Annotated in this window: 14 protein-coding genes and 1 tRNA gene; 10 read left to right on the top strand and 5 right to left on the bottom strand. The window is 68.1% G+C overall.

Annotated elements, in window-relative coordinates; translation table 11 throughout:
- Positions 1-242 precede the first annotated feature (242 nt).
- Positions 243-557: a hypothetical protein gene (locus E3T61_RS18310; RefSeq protein ID WP_134642278.1), complete on the top strand. Its 315-nt coding sequence runs from the start codon at positions 243-245 to the stop codon at positions 555-557.
- A gap of 20 nt (positions 558-577) precedes the next feature.
- Positions 578-937, top strand: coding sequence for a hypothetical protein (locus E3T61_RS18305; protein WP_166793302.1), 360 nt, complete (start codon positions 578-580; stop codon positions 935-937).
- Positions 938-981: 44 nt separating this feature from the next.
- On the opposite strand, the gene E3T61_RS18300 is transcribed toward E3T61_RS18305, so the two are convergent.
- The gene (locus tag E3T61_RS18300) at positions 982-2,214 is read right to left on the bottom strand and encodes an isochorismate synthase (RefSeq protein WP_241992668.1); all 1,233 of its coding nucleotides are present in this window, start codon (positions 2,212-2,214) and stop codon (positions 982-984) included.
- A gap of 63 nt (positions 2,215-2,277) precedes the next feature.
- Here E3T61_RS18300 and E3T61_RS18295 point away from each other — a divergent pair, with 63 nt between their 5' ends.
- The 4 genes from E3T61_RS18295 to E3T61_RS18280 all read left to right on the top strand — a co-directional run bounded on the left by E3T61_RS18295 (position 2,278) and on the right by E3T61_RS18280 (position 6,593).
- On the top strand, positions 2,278-3,003 hold the full coding sequence (locus E3T61_RS18295) for a class I SAM-dependent methyltransferase (RefSeq protein WP_241992667.1): 726 nt from the start codon (positions 2,278-2,280) through the stop codon (positions 3,001-3,003).
- Positions 3,004-3,034: 31 nt separating this feature from the next.
- Positions 3,035-4,105, top strand: coding sequence for a polyprenyl synthetase family protein (locus E3T61_RS18290; protein ID WP_134642276.1), 1,071 nt, complete (start codon positions 3,035-3,037; stop codon positions 4,103-4,105).
- Between the two features lie 10 nt (positions 4,106-4,115).
- On the top strand, positions 4,116-5,513 hold the full coding sequence (locus E3T61_RS18285; protein WP_134642275.1) for an FAD-dependent oxidoreductase: 1,398 nt from the start codon (positions 4,116-4,118) through the stop codon (positions 5,511-5,513).
- A gap of 84 nt (positions 5,514-5,597) precedes the next feature.
- Positions 5,598-6,593 (top strand): alpha/beta hydrolase, encoded by a 996-nt coding sequence (locus E3T61_RS18280; RefSeq protein ID WP_134642274.1) that lies wholly within the window; start codon positions 5,598-5,600, stop codon positions 6,591-6,593.
- Between the two features lie 74 nt (positions 6,594-6,667).
- Here the strand turns inward: E3T61_RS18280 and E3T61_RS18275 are convergent, their stop codons facing one another.
- Complete coding sequence (locus E3T61_RS18275) at positions 6,668-7,156, bottom strand: YajQ family cyclic di-GMP-binding protein (RefSeq protein ID WP_130177019.1); 489 nt, start codon at positions 7,154-7,156, stop codon at positions 6,668-6,670.
- A gap of 49 nt (positions 7,157-7,205) precedes the next feature.
- Entirely contained in the window at positions 7,206-8,222 is a 1,017-nt protein-coding gene (locus E3T61_RS18270) for a LacI family DNA-binding transcriptional regulator (RefSeq protein WP_134642273.1), read from the bottom strand.
- Positions 8,223-8,377: 155 nt separating this feature from the next.
- Between E3T61_RS18270 and E3T61_RS18265 the strand changes: the two genes are divergently transcribed.
- The 3 genes from E3T61_RS18265 (at position 8,378) to E3T61_RS22555 (ending at position 11,103) form a co-directional block, all read left to right on the top strand.
- Positions 8,378-8,459 (top strand) — tRNA-Tyr (locus E3T61_RS18265).
- A gap of 146 nt (positions 8,460-8,605) precedes the next feature.
- On the top strand, positions 8,606-9,436 hold the full coding sequence (locus tag E3T61_RS18260; RefSeq protein ID WP_134642272.1) for an inositol monophosphatase family protein: 831 nt from the start codon (positions 8,606-8,608) through the stop codon (positions 9,434-9,436).
- 245 nt (positions 9,437-9,681) lie between these two features.
- The gene (locus E3T61_RS22555) at positions 9,682-11,103 is read left to right on the top strand and encodes a M23 family metallopeptidase (protein WP_134642271.1); all 1,422 of its coding nucleotides are present in this window, start codon (positions 9,682-9,684) and stop codon (positions 11,101-11,103) included.
- A gap of 53 nt (positions 11,104-11,156) precedes the next feature.
- Here the strand turns inward: E3T61_RS22555 and E3T61_RS18250 are convergent, their stop codons facing one another.
- Both E3T61_RS18250 and E3T61_RS18245 read right to left on the bottom strand, forming a co-directional pair.
- Positions 11,157-11,918, bottom strand: a complete 762-nt coding sequence (locus tag E3T61_RS18250; protein ID WP_241992666.1) for a GTP pyrophosphokinase — start codon at positions 11,916-11,918, stop codon at positions 11,157-11,159.
- Positions 11,919-12,046: 128 nt separating this feature from the next.
- Positions 12,047-13,717, bottom strand: coding sequence for a glycoside hydrolase family 13 protein (locus E3T61_RS18245; RefSeq protein WP_134642269.1), 1,671 nt, complete (start codon positions 13,715-13,717; stop codon positions 12,047-12,049).
- A gap of 148 nt (positions 13,718-13,865) precedes the next feature.
- On the opposite strand from E3T61_RS18245, the gene E3T61_RS18240 reads away from it, so the two are divergent.
- Complete coding sequence (locus tag E3T61_RS18240; RefSeq protein ID WP_478213454.1) at positions 13,866-15,131, top strand: sugar ABC transporter substrate-binding protein; 1,266 nt, start codon at positions 13,866-13,868, stop codon at positions 15,129-15,131.
- Positions 15,132-15,218: the final 87 nt, after the last annotated feature.

Raw genomic sequence — 15,218 nt, 5'->3', positions numbered from 1 at the left:
CAGGCAACCCAAGCCCCCGGCCCTACCGGGCCGGGCCTGCATCAACGACCCCCGCAAGAAACCCAAACCCAACCTGTCTCAAACAGGTTGACAAATACCGCGTACCGGGACCATTCGTCCGGACCGGGCACAGTCACCTCGCGGCGCCCGGGCGGGCCAGGGCGCGGCGCGCCGCCACGGCGGGTTTGGTACCGTTGCGTTGTTCCGTCAAGACGTGCCGGACAGGCCCACAGGAGTGCAGCATGAGCGGCAAGTCCTCTTCCGCCCGGTCAAACCCGGCCAGCCCCGGCCCGGTGCGCGTGCCAGCCGACAAGCTCGCCGTGTCGGCGATGATCGTCGGCGTCGTCGCCTTCCTCGGCGGCTGGCTGCCGGTGCTCGGCCTGATCCTCGGCACCGTCGGCGTGATCCTCGGCCTGCTGGCCAAGCGGCGCTCCAACCGCCCCGAGCTTGGCCTGACCGCCCTGATCCTCTCGATCATGGCCGTGCTGGCCAACATCGTGGTCGACGTGATCGTGATCATCTCGATCGTGACCCAGGCCAACAACCTGCTGGTGTAGCCCAACCGCTACTGTGCCGTATGAGCACTAACTCACCCTGGAAGCCTCCGGTGGCAGCCGGCGCCGCCGCCTCGGGACGCCGTTCTCCCGCCGAAGCGGCCGCGCCAAAGCCGAGTGGCAGATCCAGAGCGGATGCGCTGGGCGTGTGGGCACTGGTGGTGAGTATCGCGGCGTTCCTGCTTGGCTGGCTGCCGGTTATCGGCCTGGTAGTCGGCGTGGGCGGGGTGATCCTGAGCGTGCTCGCCAAGGAGCACTCCAACCGGCGCAACTTCGGGCGGCTCGGCCTGAACCTCTCGCTCTGGGCGGTGGTGTTCAACATCGGCATGATCATCATGGTGGCGATCAACCTCATACCGCCCGCCGGCAACCCGCCAGCATAGGCGTGCTGCACCGGTCCAGCTCGCGTCCGGGCCGCGCGAACGACCTAGCTGAACGCCTCGACGATGGGGCGGAACTTCATCTTCGTCTCGGCCAGCTCGCGGTCGGGGTCGGAGTCCAGCACGATGCCGCAGCCGGCGTACGCCGTGACGTCACCGGCCGGGGTGACCTGGGCGCAGCGCAGCGCGATGGCCCACTCGCCGTCGCCGTCGGCGCCAACCCAGCCCACCGGGCCGGCGTACCGGCCGCGGTCGAACGGCTCCAGTTCGCGGATGAGCGCGAGCGCGTCCTGGGTGGGGGTGCCGGCGACGGCCGCGGTCGGGTGCATCGCCGCAATCAGGTCCAGCGAGGTGGACCCGTCGCTCAGGGTGCCCTCGACGTCGGTGGCCAGGTGCCAGAGGTTGGGCAGCTTCACCGTGAACGGGATCTCGCTCGTGGTGAGCACCGAAGTGTGCGGGCGGAGCGCGGCGAGCACACTTTGCACGGCGAATTCGTGTTCGTCGCCGTCCTTGCTCGAGGTGGCCAGCGCGAGGGCGGCCTCGAGGTCGGCCGCGGCATCCGCCCCGCGGGAGATGGTGCCGGCGAGCACCCGCGCGTTGACCTCGTTGTGGTCGGCCCGGATCAGGGTCTCCGGGCTGGAGCCGATGAGGCCGTCGACGGCGTAGGTCCAGCAGTCCGGGTAGCCCAGCGCCAGTTCCGTCAGCAGCCGCCGCAGGTCTGATTCGGCGGGCAGCCGGCCGACCAGGTCGCGTGCGAGCACCACCTTGCTCAGGTCCTGGGCGCCGATGTGCTCCACCGCCGCGGCGACGGCCTCCCGGTAGCCGGCCGGCTGCAGGGCGCCGGGCAACAGCGAGATACGGTACTCGTCGCCGAGCGGATGCAGCGCCAGCGGAATCTCCGGTGCCGCCTGGCCGGTGGGCCAGATGCGGGTGACCCAGCACTGGCCGTCCTCGCGGCCCACGATCACCTCGGGCACGATCAGCACGCTGGTCTGGCTCGACGAGTCGTCGAAGGCGAAGGTGCCGAACGCCAGCAGTCCGGTGCCCGTGCGGGTGAGCGGGTCGGTCACCGTGGCGGCCGCGACGACGTCGCGCCACGCGGCGGCGGCATCCGTCATGCGGGTGGGCCCGGAGAATTCGAGGCGGAGCGCCGTGCCGATGCCGGCGAGGCCCTGGTTGCGGCGCATCCAGAGCAGCGGCGCACGCTCGTCGAGCAGCAGCACCAGTTGGCGAATGTCGGCAATCGGGGAGGTTTCAACCGTTAGAGCAGGCGCATTCACTCGTCTACCCTACGCCCGCACCCGCGGATACCCGGGCCGCGCCCCGCAATCTAGACTGGACCGGTGAGTAGAGCAGATCTAAATAAGCAGCCAGCACAGGTCGCAGCCATGTTCGATCTGGTCTCGACGCACTACGACCGCACCAACGCGTTGCTCTCGGTGGGCAACGCCGCGCTGTGGCGCGTTGCCACCACCAGGGCCGTCCACCCGCAGAACGGCGAGCGGATCCTCGACATCGCGGCCGGCACCGGCACGTCCAGCGTCGCCCTTGCGCACACCGGCGCGCACGTCGTGGCCGCCGATTTCTCCGAGGGCATGATCAAGGTGGGCCGGGAGCGCCACGCAGGCAACCCGAACGTCGAGTTCGTGCAGGCGGATGCCACCAAGCTGCCGTTCAAAGACGGCGAGTTCGACGCCGTCACCATCTCCTTCGGCCTGCGCAACGTTGTGGAGCCCAAGAAGGCCATCGCCGAGTTCTACCGGGTGACCAAGCCCGGCGGCCGCGTGGTCATCTGCGAGTTCTCCACCCCGCCGCTCACACCCATCCGGGTGGGTTACTTCGCCTACCTCAACCACGTGATGCCGCGCATCGTGAAGCTGGCCTCCTCCAACGCCGAGGCCTACGACTACCTCGGCGAGTCCATCGCCGCCTGGCCGAACCAGCCCACGCTCAGTGCCTGGCTGCGCGACGCCGGATACGATGCCGTGGCGTATCGCAACCTCAGTCTCGGTATCGTGGCTCTGCACCGCGGAATCAAGACCGCCGACGCCCCCGCTCCAACTTCCTGAAACTCCCAGATCCGATCGTTAGGCTGACAGAGTGAAATTGACCGCCCCCGTGGCCCGCCGTAGCCCGTCGGTAACGTCGCAGCTGGGCCTGAGCGATCGAATCTTCTCCACCCCCGCCGACCGCGGCCTGGCCGCCAGCATCGACAACGGCCTGGAAGAGGTGAAGACGACCCTGCTGGGCGAACTCGTCTTCGCCGACGAGATCGCCGCTGTCACCAGCCGGTACCTGCTCGACGCAGGGGGCAAGCGGGTGCGTCCGATGCTCGCGCTGCTTACCTCGCACCTGGGCGACGGCACTGTCCCCGACGTCATCCGGGCCGCCGCCGCCATCGAGATCACCCACCTCGCCTCGCTGTACCACGACGACGTCATGGACGACGCCGAGAAGCGCCGCGGCGTGCCCAGCGCGCAGGTGGTCTGGGGAAACTCCATCGCCATCCTGGCCGGTGACCTGCTCTTCTCCCGTGCCAACCAGCTGATGGGCCGGCTCGGCGAACGCGCCGTGCGTCTGCAGGGCGACACCTTCGAACGCCTGGTGCTCGGGCAGCTGCACGAGACCGTCGGCCCCAAGGACGGCGAAGACCCGGTCGAGCACTACATCCAGGTGCTCGCCGACAAGACCGGCTCCCTGATCGCCGCTGCCGCGCAGGCCGGCATCATCTTCTCCAACGCGCCGGAGGAGTTCGAGGAACCCGTTGTGCTCTTCGGCGAGCGGATCGGCGTCGCCTTCCAGCTCATTGACGACGTGCTCGACCTCTCGCCGCAGCCCGAGGAGACCGGCAAGGTGCCCGGCACCGACCTTCGCGCCGGTGTCGCGACCCTGCCGATGCTGCGCTTGCGTGAGCGGGCCGCAACGGATGCGCGCGCCGCGTCGCTGGTCGGCCGTCTCGAGGCCGATGTGATGAAGAGCCAGGGCGTCGCCACCGAGGCCGCCGACGCCGCGATCACCGCGCTCCGCGAGCACGACGTGACCGCCCAGACTCTCGCGGAGGCCCACGGATGGGCCCGCGATGCCGTTGCCGCCCTCGCCCCGTTGCCCAACGGCTCGGTGAAGAAGGCGCTCACCCGTTTCGCCGAGACCATCGTCGAGCGATCCAGCTAGAAAGGCTTCCATGACCAAGTTGCGATTGGCCATCGTCGGTGCCGGCCCCGCCGGCATCTACGCCGCAGACATCCTCCTCAAGGCGGAGCGGAACTTCGACGTCTCGATCGACCTGTTCGACCACCTGCCGGCCCCGTACGGACTGGTGCGCTACGGAGTGGCCCCGGACCACCCGCGCATCAAGGGCATCATCAACGCGCTCCGCGACGTTCTCGACCGCGGCGACATCCGCCTGTTCGGCAACGTGCGCTACGGCACCGACATCACCCTGGACGACCTGAAGAAGCACTACAACGCGGTCATCTTCGCCACCGGCGCCGTGCACGACGCCGACCTGGCCATCCCCGGCATCGAATTGGAGGGCTCCTACGGCGCCGCCCGCTTCGTGAGCTGGTTCGACGGCCACCCCGACGTGCCGCGCACCTGGCCGCTCGAGGCCAAGTCCGTCGCCGTGATCGGCAACGGCAACGTCGCCCTCGACGTCTCCCGCATGCTCGCCAAGCACGCCGACGACCTGCTGCCCACCGAGATCCCCGCCAACGTCTACGCGGGCCTCAAGGCCTCCCCGGTGACGGATGTGCACGTGTTCGGCCGCCGCGGCCCCACGTCGGTGAAGTTCACCCCGCTGGAGCTGCGCGAACTCGGCGAGCTGAACGACGTGGACATCATCGTCTACGACGAGGACTTCGACTACGACGACGCGGCGCGAGCGGCGGTGGCCAGCAACAAGCAGGTCTTCGTGATCGACAAGGTCCTGAACCAGTGGCGAAAGCGCGAGACCGGCAACGCATCCCGCCGGCTGCACCTGCACTTCTTCGCCCGCCCGGTGGAGGTCACCGACGACGGCAACGGCCACGTCGGCGGCTTCAAGTACGAACGCACCGCACCGGATGGCCACGGCGGCGTTGTCGGCACCGGCGAGATCCGTGAGCTGCCGATCCAGGCCATCTACCGGGCCGTCGGCTATTACGGCTCCTCGCTGCCGGGCATCCCATTCGACAAGAAGCGCGGCGTGATCCCCAACCGTGAGGGCCAGGTGCTCTGGAAGGGCGAGCCCGGCTTCGAATCCAGCACCGCCGGCCAGCAGATGTACGGCGTCTACGCCACAGGTTGGATCAAGCGCGGACCGGTGGGCTTGATCGGGCACACCAAGTCCGACGCGATGGAGACCGTGCGGCACCTGATCAACGACGTGGGCAACTGGTGGCGCCCGGAGTCGCCCGCGGAGGAGAGCGTCATCGAGCTGCTCGACGGGCGAGGCGTGGCCTACACCAACCTCGACGGCTGGCACCGGCTCGACCAGCACGAGCTCGCCCTCGGCGCCGAGCAGGGCCGGGTGCGCGTCAAGGTCGTCCCTCGCCAGGACATGGTCGAGGTTTCCCGCGCGCAGGTCCCCGCCGAACTGTAAAACCCCTCGGCGAACCGTGAGTTAAGCCCCGAAAATCCCGGACTTTCGGGGCTTACCTCACAGTTCGCGGCCTAGGGTGGGGGCATGGGGGAACTGGGGTGGCAGGCGGATGTCCTCGGGAACGGCTACGAGGCGCTCACGCTGCCGCTGGGCAGTGACGGCGAGGGCGATGTCGTCGCCACGCTGGTGCGCTACCGGCCGTCGCTCGGCAATCTGGTGTCGCCGTTCGCCCCGGCGCACGGCGTCGATGTGCTCTATGTGCACGGATGGTCGGACTACTTCTTCCAGACCGCCCTCGCCGAGTACTGGCACGGTGTGGGCGCCCGCTTCCACGCCCTCGACCTGAGGAAGTACGGGCGCAGCCTGCGCGACCACCAGACCCCGGGCTACGTGGCCGACCTGGCGACCTACGACGCGGACATCGAAGCGGCCCTGGCGGCGATGGGCCACGGCGAGAACGACGAACGGCCCTCCCGACGCCGCCTGCTGCTGATGGGGCACTCCACCGGCGGCCTCACCCTGAGCCTGTGGGCTGCCAGGCACCCCGGCCGGGCTAGCGCCCTGGTGCTGAACAGTCCGTGGCTGGAGTTCCAGACCGGCGGGGTGGGACGGGCCTTCATCACGCCACTGGTGCAGCTGGGGGCCCGCGTGCAGCCGCTGGGCACCCTGCCCCAGGTGGACCTCGGTTTCTACACCCGGTCGGTTTCGGCTGAACTGGACGGTGAGTGGTCCTACGAGTCGCGTTGGCGGCCGGCCCGCGGTTTTCCGGCGCACCGGGCCTGGCTGAACGCCGTGCTCGAGGGCCATGCCGCCGTGGCGGCGGGGCTGGGCATCGAGGTGCCGATCCTCACGATGCTCTCGGCTCGCTCGACGATCCTGCCGCGGTGGAACGATCAGATGCGGCACACCGACAGTGTGCTGGTGGTGGACGACATAGCCCGCGCCTCCGTGCGGCTGGGCTCCACCGTCACGGTGGCCCGCATCGAGGGCGCCCTGCACGACGTCATCCTCTCCGCCGAGGCCCCGCGCCGCGCCGCGTACGCCGCCCTCACCCGCTGGCTCCGCGCCTACGCGCCCTGAACCATCCGCGAACTGTGAGAAAAGCCCCGAAAAACGCGAGTTTTAGGGGCTTAGCTCACAGTTCGCGATGTGGATCAGCGGAAGTTTACGAACTGGAGGGCTACGTCTAGGTCCTTGCCCTTGAGCAGGGCCATGGTGGACTGCAGGTCGTCGCGGCTCTTGGAGGAGACCCGGAGTTCGTCGCCCTGGATCTGGCTCTTGACACCCTTGGGGCCCTCGTCGCGGATGATCTTGTTGATCTTCTTCGCGTTCTCCTGGTCGATGCCGGCCTTCATGCTGGCTTCGATGCGGTACTCCTTGCCGGAGGCGTACGGCTCACCGGTGTCGAGGCTGCGCAGCGAGATACCGCGCTTGATCAGCTTCGACTCGAACACCTCGAGGATCGCCTTGACGCGCTCCTCGGTGTTGGCCTTCATGAGCACCTTCTCGCCGCTCATCTCGATGGATGCGCCGACGTTCTTGAAGTCGTAGCGCTGCGCCACCTCTTTATGAGCCTGGTTGAGCGCGTTGTCGACCTCCATGGGGTCGACCTTGCTGACGATGTCGAACGTAGAATCTGCCATGAGAGCCATGTTACCGAGAAGGGCAGGATGCCGCCCATCGGCCGGTCGATCAGTCGCCGGGGCGCGCCGTACTGGAACGAACGATGAGCTCGAACGGCATCGGGGTGTTCAGTGCCGCCTGGTCGTGCTGGCCAGGATGCAGCTGGTCCATCAGGATCTCCACGGCCTTGGCGCCCTGGCCCTGCGGGAACTGGGCGATGGTGCTCAGGCCGAAGAAGTCGGCCAGCTCGTGGTCGTCGATGCCGATCACCGAGACGTCCCGTGGCACGACCAGGCCCAGGTCGCGGGCGGCCAGGATGCTGCCGATGGCCATCTCATCAGACGCTGCGAAGATCGCCGTGGGCCGGTCGTGCGGGCTGCCCAGCAGCTGCTTCGCGGCCTGGTAACCGCCGCGGATGGTGAAGTCGGCCGGCTGGAACAGCTCGGGGGCCACCCCGATGCCGGCCGCCTCCAGTGCGGCTTCGTAGCCGAAGCGCCGGTTGGTGGGCAGGTGAAAGTCGAGGTCGAAGTCCTTGTTGCCGCCGATGTGGGCGATCCGGGTGTGGCCGAGGGCCAGCAGGTGCTCGGTCGCGAGCCTGGCCACTGCCCCGTCGTCGATGGTGAGGGTGCGTACGCCCGTGATCGGGCCGCCCACGCCGACCAGCGGTTTGCCCAGGGCGTGCAGCCTGGCCACTTCGCTCTCGGTCAGCTCCAGGGAGATCGCGATCACGGCATCCACCCGCTGGCGCAGCAGGAAGTGCTCGAAGACGCTGCGACGCTCATCGCCGCCGCCGGTGAGGTTGTAGAGGGTGAGGTCGTACCCGTTGTGCAGCAAGGCCTTCTGGGCGCCCTCGACGACGCTGGAGAAGAACCAGCGGTTCAGGAACGGCACCACGACACCGATGTTCTTCATCCGGCCCGACGCCAAGCTGGACGCGTTCGAGGAGACCACGTAGCCCAGCTCGAGCGCGGCGGCCTTGACCTTGAGCCGGGTGGTGGGCGAGACATGGCCGTTGCCGCTCAGGGCGCGCGAAACCGTCGCGGTGGAGACGCCCGCACGGCGGGCGACCTCGTCGATGCCGACCATGGGGTTCCTTAACGGCGTGCAAGAAGGGGTGTGAAGTGATCATATCCACCGGTTTGCGGGCCGGTTGCCGCGGCTGATTTCGCACTTGGGCCCTTCGGCTTGTATTCTGTCTGAGCGTCTCCGGTCACGTGGCTACATATGGCCGGGTATGCACTGGCGAGTTACCCAAGCGGCCAAAGGGATCTGACTGTAAATCAGACGGCGTAGCCTTCGTGAGTTCGAATCTCGCACTCGCCACAGCAAGAATGGGGCAAGACCAGCGTCACCAGCACAGCGTCACCAGCACCATCACAACGCGTCGGAGATCCGGCGCGTTTGTGCGTTAACCGGCCGGTCACCCTCCGCTCCTGTCGTTGGGGCGCGCTCTGGCGTACCGTGGGCGGATGACCCCCACCACGACCGAATTGCTCGCCCTCGCCCAGGAGACCGCCATGGTGGCCGGGGAACTGGCCCGGCGCCGGCGAGCCGAAGGCGTTCAGATCGCGGCCTCGAAGTCGTCCCCCGAGGACGTGGTGACCCTCGCGGACCGGGAGACCGAGGCGCTGATCCGGGGCCTGTTGGCGGATGCGCGGCCTAACGACGGCTTCTACGGCGAGGAGTCCACCGCCACCGCCGGCACCTCGGGCCTCACCTGGGTGGTCGACCCCATCGACGGCACCGTCAACTACCTCTACGGCATCCCGTTCTATGGCGTCAGCATCGCCGTGGTGGAAGGCGACCCCGACCCGGCCAGCTGGACGGCCCTCGCGGGCGCCGTGCGCAACCCGGCCATCGACGAGCTCTTCTCGGCCAGTGCCGGCGGCGGGGCGCACCTGAACGGCCGGACCCTGAGGGTTGCCGGCGGGGTGCCGCTGTCCCTGGCCCTGTTCGGCACCGGATTCTCCTACGACTCGGTGCGGCGCACCCGCCAGGCGAACGTGCTGCACGGCCTGATCCACCGCGTGCGGGACGTGCGCCGGATGGGCGCGGCCTCGCTTGACCTGTGCTCGGTCGCCGCCGGCCGGCTCGACCTCTATTACGAACGCGGACTGAACCCCTGGGACCACGCTGCCGGCGCCCTGGTCGCGGCGGAGGCCGGAGCCAGGGTGGGCGCATTCGGTGACGATCGTGAAGGCCTCAGCCTTCTCATTGCGGCCTCGCCTGATCTCTACGACCTGGCCGAGCCGCTACTGGCGAATCTTTTCGAAGAATTTATGGCGGACGACGACATTTGAGATTCTGGGTGCCGGTGCGGCCGCCCTTGCCGCAGGACGGCAGGGCAAACGCCGGAATTGCTATCACGCCTGACCCCTCCCGCGCATCCTCCACAGGGTGGGGTCTACCCCGTTTTCGGGTGTGATTCGGCGACATCAAATGGTGATTTCGCCCCTCGCAAGCTAGCCTTTATCCATTCGTTACTTTGGCCCAGGCCAGATTACGAGCCTCTCATTCACTCAATCGCGCCGAAAGTACCCGTCCTTTGTCACGTCACACCCCGTTGTCGGATGCCTCTGCAGTCGACCCCAGTGACCCCTCACAAAGCAACGCCGGCCGGCACGGAACGACCGGAACTGACCGCGCGGCCGTCGCACCGGAGCGCACGCTGACGCGTCGCGAACAGCGCGAACTCGAGCGCCGCGCCGCGTCCCGCACCGAACCGGCCCCGGTCGCCGAGGCCGCCAACGCCGAAAACACCGACTTTGTTGCCGTCGCCCACGTGGACGCCGAGTCGGTCGCCACTCAGCTGGTCGACGCCCAGCTCGTTGACACGGCGCTCGTTGACACCGCGCCCGTTGACGCCGAGCCCGCCGTCCGGCTGTCAGCCGAGGCGCGCCGCCTGGTCGGCGCCGAGCTGGCCGAACCTCACCTCGAGGCCGTCGTCCTCAAGGAACGCGACCTGGCCCTGCCCGCCGAGCCGGCCTACGAGCAGATCCCGAGCGACGTTTCCCCGAACACGACCACCACGACCATCGTGCTGCCGTCCCGCGCGGCCCTGCGTGCCCAGCTGCGCGCCGAGTCGGCGATCGACGACACCACGCCAGCCGTCGCACCCGCCGCGGCGTCAGAGGCCCGCACAGAGCCGAGCGAGCCCGAGCGCACCCTGCCGGACTTCGTGCCGCGCGCCCGAGCCCTGCCGTCCGCCCCCAAGCGCGCCGCAGCCTCGACTCGCTCCGGCCACCACCGCATGCGCATGCTGGCCACCAAGGGCGGGTCGATCATCGCCATGTCCTTCGTCGCCCTGATGGCCGTCGCCACCTCGATCCCCGCCGACGCGCTGCTGTCCTCGAGTGACGTGCAGGCCGCGGCCCTCGAGGCCAAGAAGCCCACCAGCGGCGCCGAGCCGGCCCAGGTGATCAACCTGGCCAACGGCACCGACACCATCACGGTCGAGCAGGACAGCTACCAGTCGCAGTCCATCGCCGAGGTCGCCGCCGCCAGCGGCATCCGGATGGAAGACACCTTCAGCAACAACCCGAACGGAACCATCCAGTGGCCGTTCGCGGTCGGCGTGCACGTTGGCGACCAGTTCGGCTACCGCAACTGCGCGGGCTGCTCGGTCAATCACGGCGGCCAGGACTTCAACCCCGGCATCGGTGCGCCCATCCAGGCGATCGCCGACGGCGTGGTCAGCTTCACCGAAGACGGCGAAGGCAGTCTGGGCGTGCACATGATCATCGATCACATGATCGACGGCAAGAAGGTCTCCAGCGTGTACGCGCACATGATCCACGGGTCGATGCTGCTGAAGACCGGTGACGTCGTCAAGGTCGGCCAGGTCATCGGCAAGGTGGGCTCGACGGGTATGTCGACCGGCCCGCACCTGCACTTCGAGATCCGCCTCGGCGGCATCACCGGCACCAAGACCGACCCGCTGGTCTGGCTGTACGCCAACACCAACTAGCGCCGGTCAGGTCCTCTCGCGGGGTCTCGACAGGCTCGACCAGCGGGACGAGGTCAGACGGCCTTGGCCAGGAACGCCTCGAGCAGTGAGCGGGGGAGCGGGAACGGCGTCATGCCGTCCGCGCCGTGCTGGGCGGGCTGCGCCCGACGAGGCGGCGTGTCTACGGGCGTCGTCCCCAGCGACACGACCTGGTCGTGCAGACGCTCCATGTCGACGTCGAGCTGGTTGGCCACGTCGGCGGCCTGCTTGAGCTCGCCCACGAGCGCGGACGGCACGGCGCCGTCGTACTTGTAGAAGATCTTGTGCTCGAGGCTGGCCCAGAAGTCCATTGCCACTGTGCGGATCTGCACCTCGACCGTGACCGGCTGCACCCGGTCGGACATGAACACGGGGATCGCGACGATCAGGTGCAGGCTCCTGTAGCCGTTCGGCTTGGGCTCCGTGATGTAGTCCTTCACCTGCAGCACGGTGATGTCGCGCTGACTGGTGAGCATTTCGAGCACCCGGTAGGTGTCCGAGATGAAGCTGCAGGTGATGCGGATGCCCGCGATGTCCTGGATGTTGTCCCGGATGCCCTCGAGGTCGAGCGGGTAACCCTTGCGGTTGGCCTTCTTGAGGATCCCCTCGGGCGACTTGAGCCGGTGACTGACATGCTCGATCGGGCTGTAGTCGTGGATCGCGCTGAACTCTTCCTTGAGAATGTTGACCTTGGTCATCATCTCGTCGGTCGCGAACTTGTACGACATCATGAACCGGGTGAGTTCGGTGCGGATCTTATGGAGGTCGCTCGGCCATTCGAGATCCTGGTCGGTCACGAGCGCTCCCCTGTCAACGATGGCCCCACGAGTGCGCATGGCCACCTAGAGTCTGCCACCCCCCGCATCGGCACTCGCTGTGAGCGAGGTGCGAGCGGGGGTGGCGACTGGATGTGTGCCTGCCGCGCTCAGCCCCGCAACCAGGCGGTGGTGTCACCGGGCAGCGTGCGCCCGATCAGCTCCGCACTGGAGAGCAGCACATCGCCGGCCGGCAGCTCCACGGGCTGCTCGCCGGTGTTGGCGACCACAATCACACCCTGGTTGCGGAAGACGAGAACGTCCTCGCTCGGCGAGGACAGCCACTGAACGGAGCCGAGGCCGAGGTTGTTCTCGCGTCGAAGCGCCAGGGCATCCGTGTAGAGCTCGAGGGTCGACCCCGCAACACCGGCCTGCGCGTCGCGGGCCAGGGTGGCCCACTCGGCGGGCTGGGGCAGCCAGCTCTTCGCGCTCGGCCCGAAACCGTACGACGGGGACGCGCCTTCCCACGGGATCGGCACGCGGCATCCGTCGCGGCCGTAACGCTCACCGTTGGTGCGGAACCAGGTGGGGTCCTCCCGCGACGAGTCAGGCAGGTGGATGACCTCGGGCAGCCCGAGTTCCTCGCCCTGGTAGATGTAGCTGGAGCCGGGCAGGGAGAGCATCAGGGCGGATGCGGCGCGAGCGCGACGCAGCCCGACCACGGTGTCCGGCAGGCCGACGGTGTTCGGTCCGATGCCGTGGCCCTGCAGGTTGTCGGCGGTGAGCGCGAGCCTGGACGCGTGCCGCACGACGTCGTGATTGGAGAGCACCCAGGTGCTCGGCGCCCCTACGGCGCTGAACGCGGCCAGCGAGTCGTCGATCACGCGGTGCAGAGCCTCGGCCTGCCACGGGGTCTCCAGGTAGGCGAAGTTGAACGCCTGGTGCATCTCGTCCGGACGCACCCACTGAGCCACCCGGTCGAGCGGGTCGACCCAGGCTTCGGCGGCCAGGATGCGGTCACCCTCGTATTCGTCCAGCACGAGCCGCCAGTCGCGGTAGATGTCGTGCACGCCGTCCTGGGCCCAGTACGGGGCGCCCGCGACGGGCTCGGCCACGACGCCGGGCTCGAGCGCTGTGGTCGCGCCGCCCATGCTGCCGCCGTCGGCGGGCGGGGTGTAGTCCGGCAGGCCCTTGGCCTTGATCATGCCGTGGGCCACATCCACCCGGAAACCGTCGACGCCGCGGTCCAGCCAGAACCGGAGCACGTCACGGAACTCGGTGCGCACCCACTCGTTGTCCCAGTCGAAGTCGGGCTGGGTGGTGTCGAAGAGGTGCAGGTACCACTGGCCGGGCGTGCCGTCTGGGTCGGTCGTGCGGGTCCAGGCGTTGCCGCCGAACACGGATTCCCAGTTGTTCGGGGGGAGCTCGCCGTTCTCGCCGAGGCCGTCACGGAAGATGTAGTGCGCGCGCTCGTCACTGCCGGGGCCGGCGGCCAGGGCGGCCTGGAACCACGGGTGGTCGCTGGACGAGTGGTTGGGCACGATGTCGACGATCACGCGGATGCCCAGGGCGTGCGCGGCGGCCTGCATCTCGTCGTAGTCGGCGAGGGTGCCGAACAGCGGGTCGACGTCGCAGTAGTCGGAAACGTCGTAGCCGGCGTCGCGCTGCGGCGACTTGTAGAAGGGCGACAGCCAGATGGCGTCCACCCCCAACTCGGCCAGCTGCGGCAGGCGCGACCGGATGCCGGCGAGGTCGCCCATGCCGTCGCCGTTGGCGTCAGCGAACGACCGCGGGTAGATCTGATAAATAACGGCGGTACGCCACCACTCTGTGCCTGTCATGTCGAAAAGACTACGGCATTCCGCATTGCATGCAAGCGTTTCCACAAACCGAGCCAGCTGGAAGCGCTCGTCAACTATCGATAACCACAGACTGGGTTGCCAATCGCTGAAATGGCAGGTATACATGTAACCGCTTGCACAATTGTCAATGTTGATCATGAAAGGCACACCAATGATGGTGAAAAAGAATGGCTTGCTCGCCGCCGGCGCAATAGCCGTCGCCGCGTCCCTGGCCCTGGCCGGCTGCTCGGCCGGTTCGAACTCGAGCGGCACCACATCGGATGCCGACTCCAGCACACTGACCGTGTGGGTGGACGCCGACCGCGCCGCCGTGTTGAAGGACGCTGCCGCGGCCTTCACCAAGGAGTCCGGTGTCAAGGTCAAGCTGGTCCAGAAGGACTTCGCGAAGATCCAGGAAGAGTTCATCGCCCAGGTGCCCACCGGCAAGGGCCCTGACATCACCATCGCCGCGCACGACTGGCTCGGCAACTTCGTGAGCAACGGCGTGGTTCAGCCCGTCGAGCTCGGCGACACCGCGGCCGACTACCAGCAGGTCGCCGTGACCGCCATGAGCTACGAGGGCAAGACCTACGGCGTGCCGTACTCGATCGAGAACATCGCGCTGCTGCGCAACACCGCGCTGGCACCCGCCGCCCCGGCCACCTTCGACGACATGGTCGCCGCCGGCACTGCCGCCGGTACCGAGTTCCCCTACCTCGTGCAGATCGGCCCGGAGGCCGACCCGTACCACCTGTACCCGTTCCAGACCTCGTTCGGCGCTCCGGTCTTCGGCACCAACGCCGATGGCAGCTACAACCCCGAGGACCTCACCGTCGGCAACGCCGGCGGCGAAGCCTTCGCCACCTGGCTCGCTGCCGAGGGCGCGGCCGGACGGATGAGCGTGAACCTCACCGGTGACATTGCCAAGGAGAAGTTCTACGCCGGCGCCTCGCCGTTCCTGCTCACCGGACCGTGGAACGTGCCGGACGCCCAGGCTGCCGGCATCGACGTGTCCGTCGACGCCGTTCCGTCGGCCGGTGGACAGCCCGCCCAGCCCTTCGTGGGCGTGCAGGGCTTCATGGTCAGCGCGAAGACCAAGAACGCCATCGCCGCCAACGAGTTCCTGGTGAACTACATCGGCAGCGAAGACGTGCAGACCGCGCTCTATGACGTCGGTGGACGCCCGCCGGCACTCACCGCCGCGTTCGAGGCCGCCAGCTCCGACCCGATCACCGCCGGATTCGGTGCCGTCGGCGCCTCCGCCGTACCGATGCCCAACATCCCGCAGATGGGCAAGGTCTGGCAGTTCTGGGGCNGGCGCCTCCGCCGTACCGATGCCCAACATCCCGCAGATGGGCAAGGTCTGGCAGTTCTGGGGCGTCACCGAGGCTGCGATCATCAGCAACCAGGGTGACCCCGTGCAGCTGTGGCAGAAGATGACCGCGGACATCGCGGCCGCCATCCAGTAACACGCACCACCTCGCACCAACGGGTGCGCCCG

The organism is Cryobacterium lactosi (assembly GCF_004403945.1).
Taxonomy (GTDB): domain Bacteria; phylum Actinomycetota; class Actinomycetes; order Actinomycetales; family Microbacteriaceae; genus Cryobacterium; species Cryobacterium lactosi.
The sequence above is the reverse complement of the archived record's forward strand: the minus strand, read 5'-3'. Positions and strand labels throughout refer to the sequence as shown.

Excerpts from the sequence above, each read along its gene's own strand:
- E3T61_RS18310 (WP_134642278.1), top strand. The coding sequence starts at position 243 with ATGAGCGGCAAGTCCTCTTCCGCCCGGTCAAACCCGGCCAGCCCCGGC.
- E3T61_RS18305 (WP_166793302.1), top strand. The coding sequence starts at position 578 with ATGAGCACTAACTCACCCTGGAAGCCTCCGGTGGCAGCCGGCGCCGCC.
- E3T61_RS18285 (WP_134642275.1), top strand. The coding sequence starts at position 4,116 with ATGACCAAGTTGCGATTGGCCATCGTCGGTGCCGGCCCCGCCGGCATC.
- E3T61_RS18280 (WP_134642274.1), top strand. The coding sequence starts at position 5,598 with ATGGGGGAACTGGGGTGGCAGGCGGATGTCCTCGGGAACGGCTACGAG.
- E3T61_RS18275 (WP_130177019.1), bottom strand. The coding sequence starts at position 7,156 with ATGGCAGATTCTACGTTCGACATCGTCAGCAAGGTCGACCCCATGGAG.
- E3T61_RS18270 (WP_134642273.1), bottom strand. The coding sequence starts at position 8,222 with ATGGTCGGCATCGACGAGGTCGCCCGCCGTGCGGGCGTCTCCACCGCG.
- E3T61_RS18260 (WP_134642272.1), top strand. The coding sequence starts at position 8,606 with ATGACCCCCACCACGACCGAATTGCTCGCCCTCGCCCAGGAGACCGCC.
- E3T61_RS18245 (WP_134642269.1), bottom strand. The coding sequence starts at position 13,717 with ATGACAGGCACAGAGTGGTGGCGTACCGCCGTTATTTATCAGATCTAC.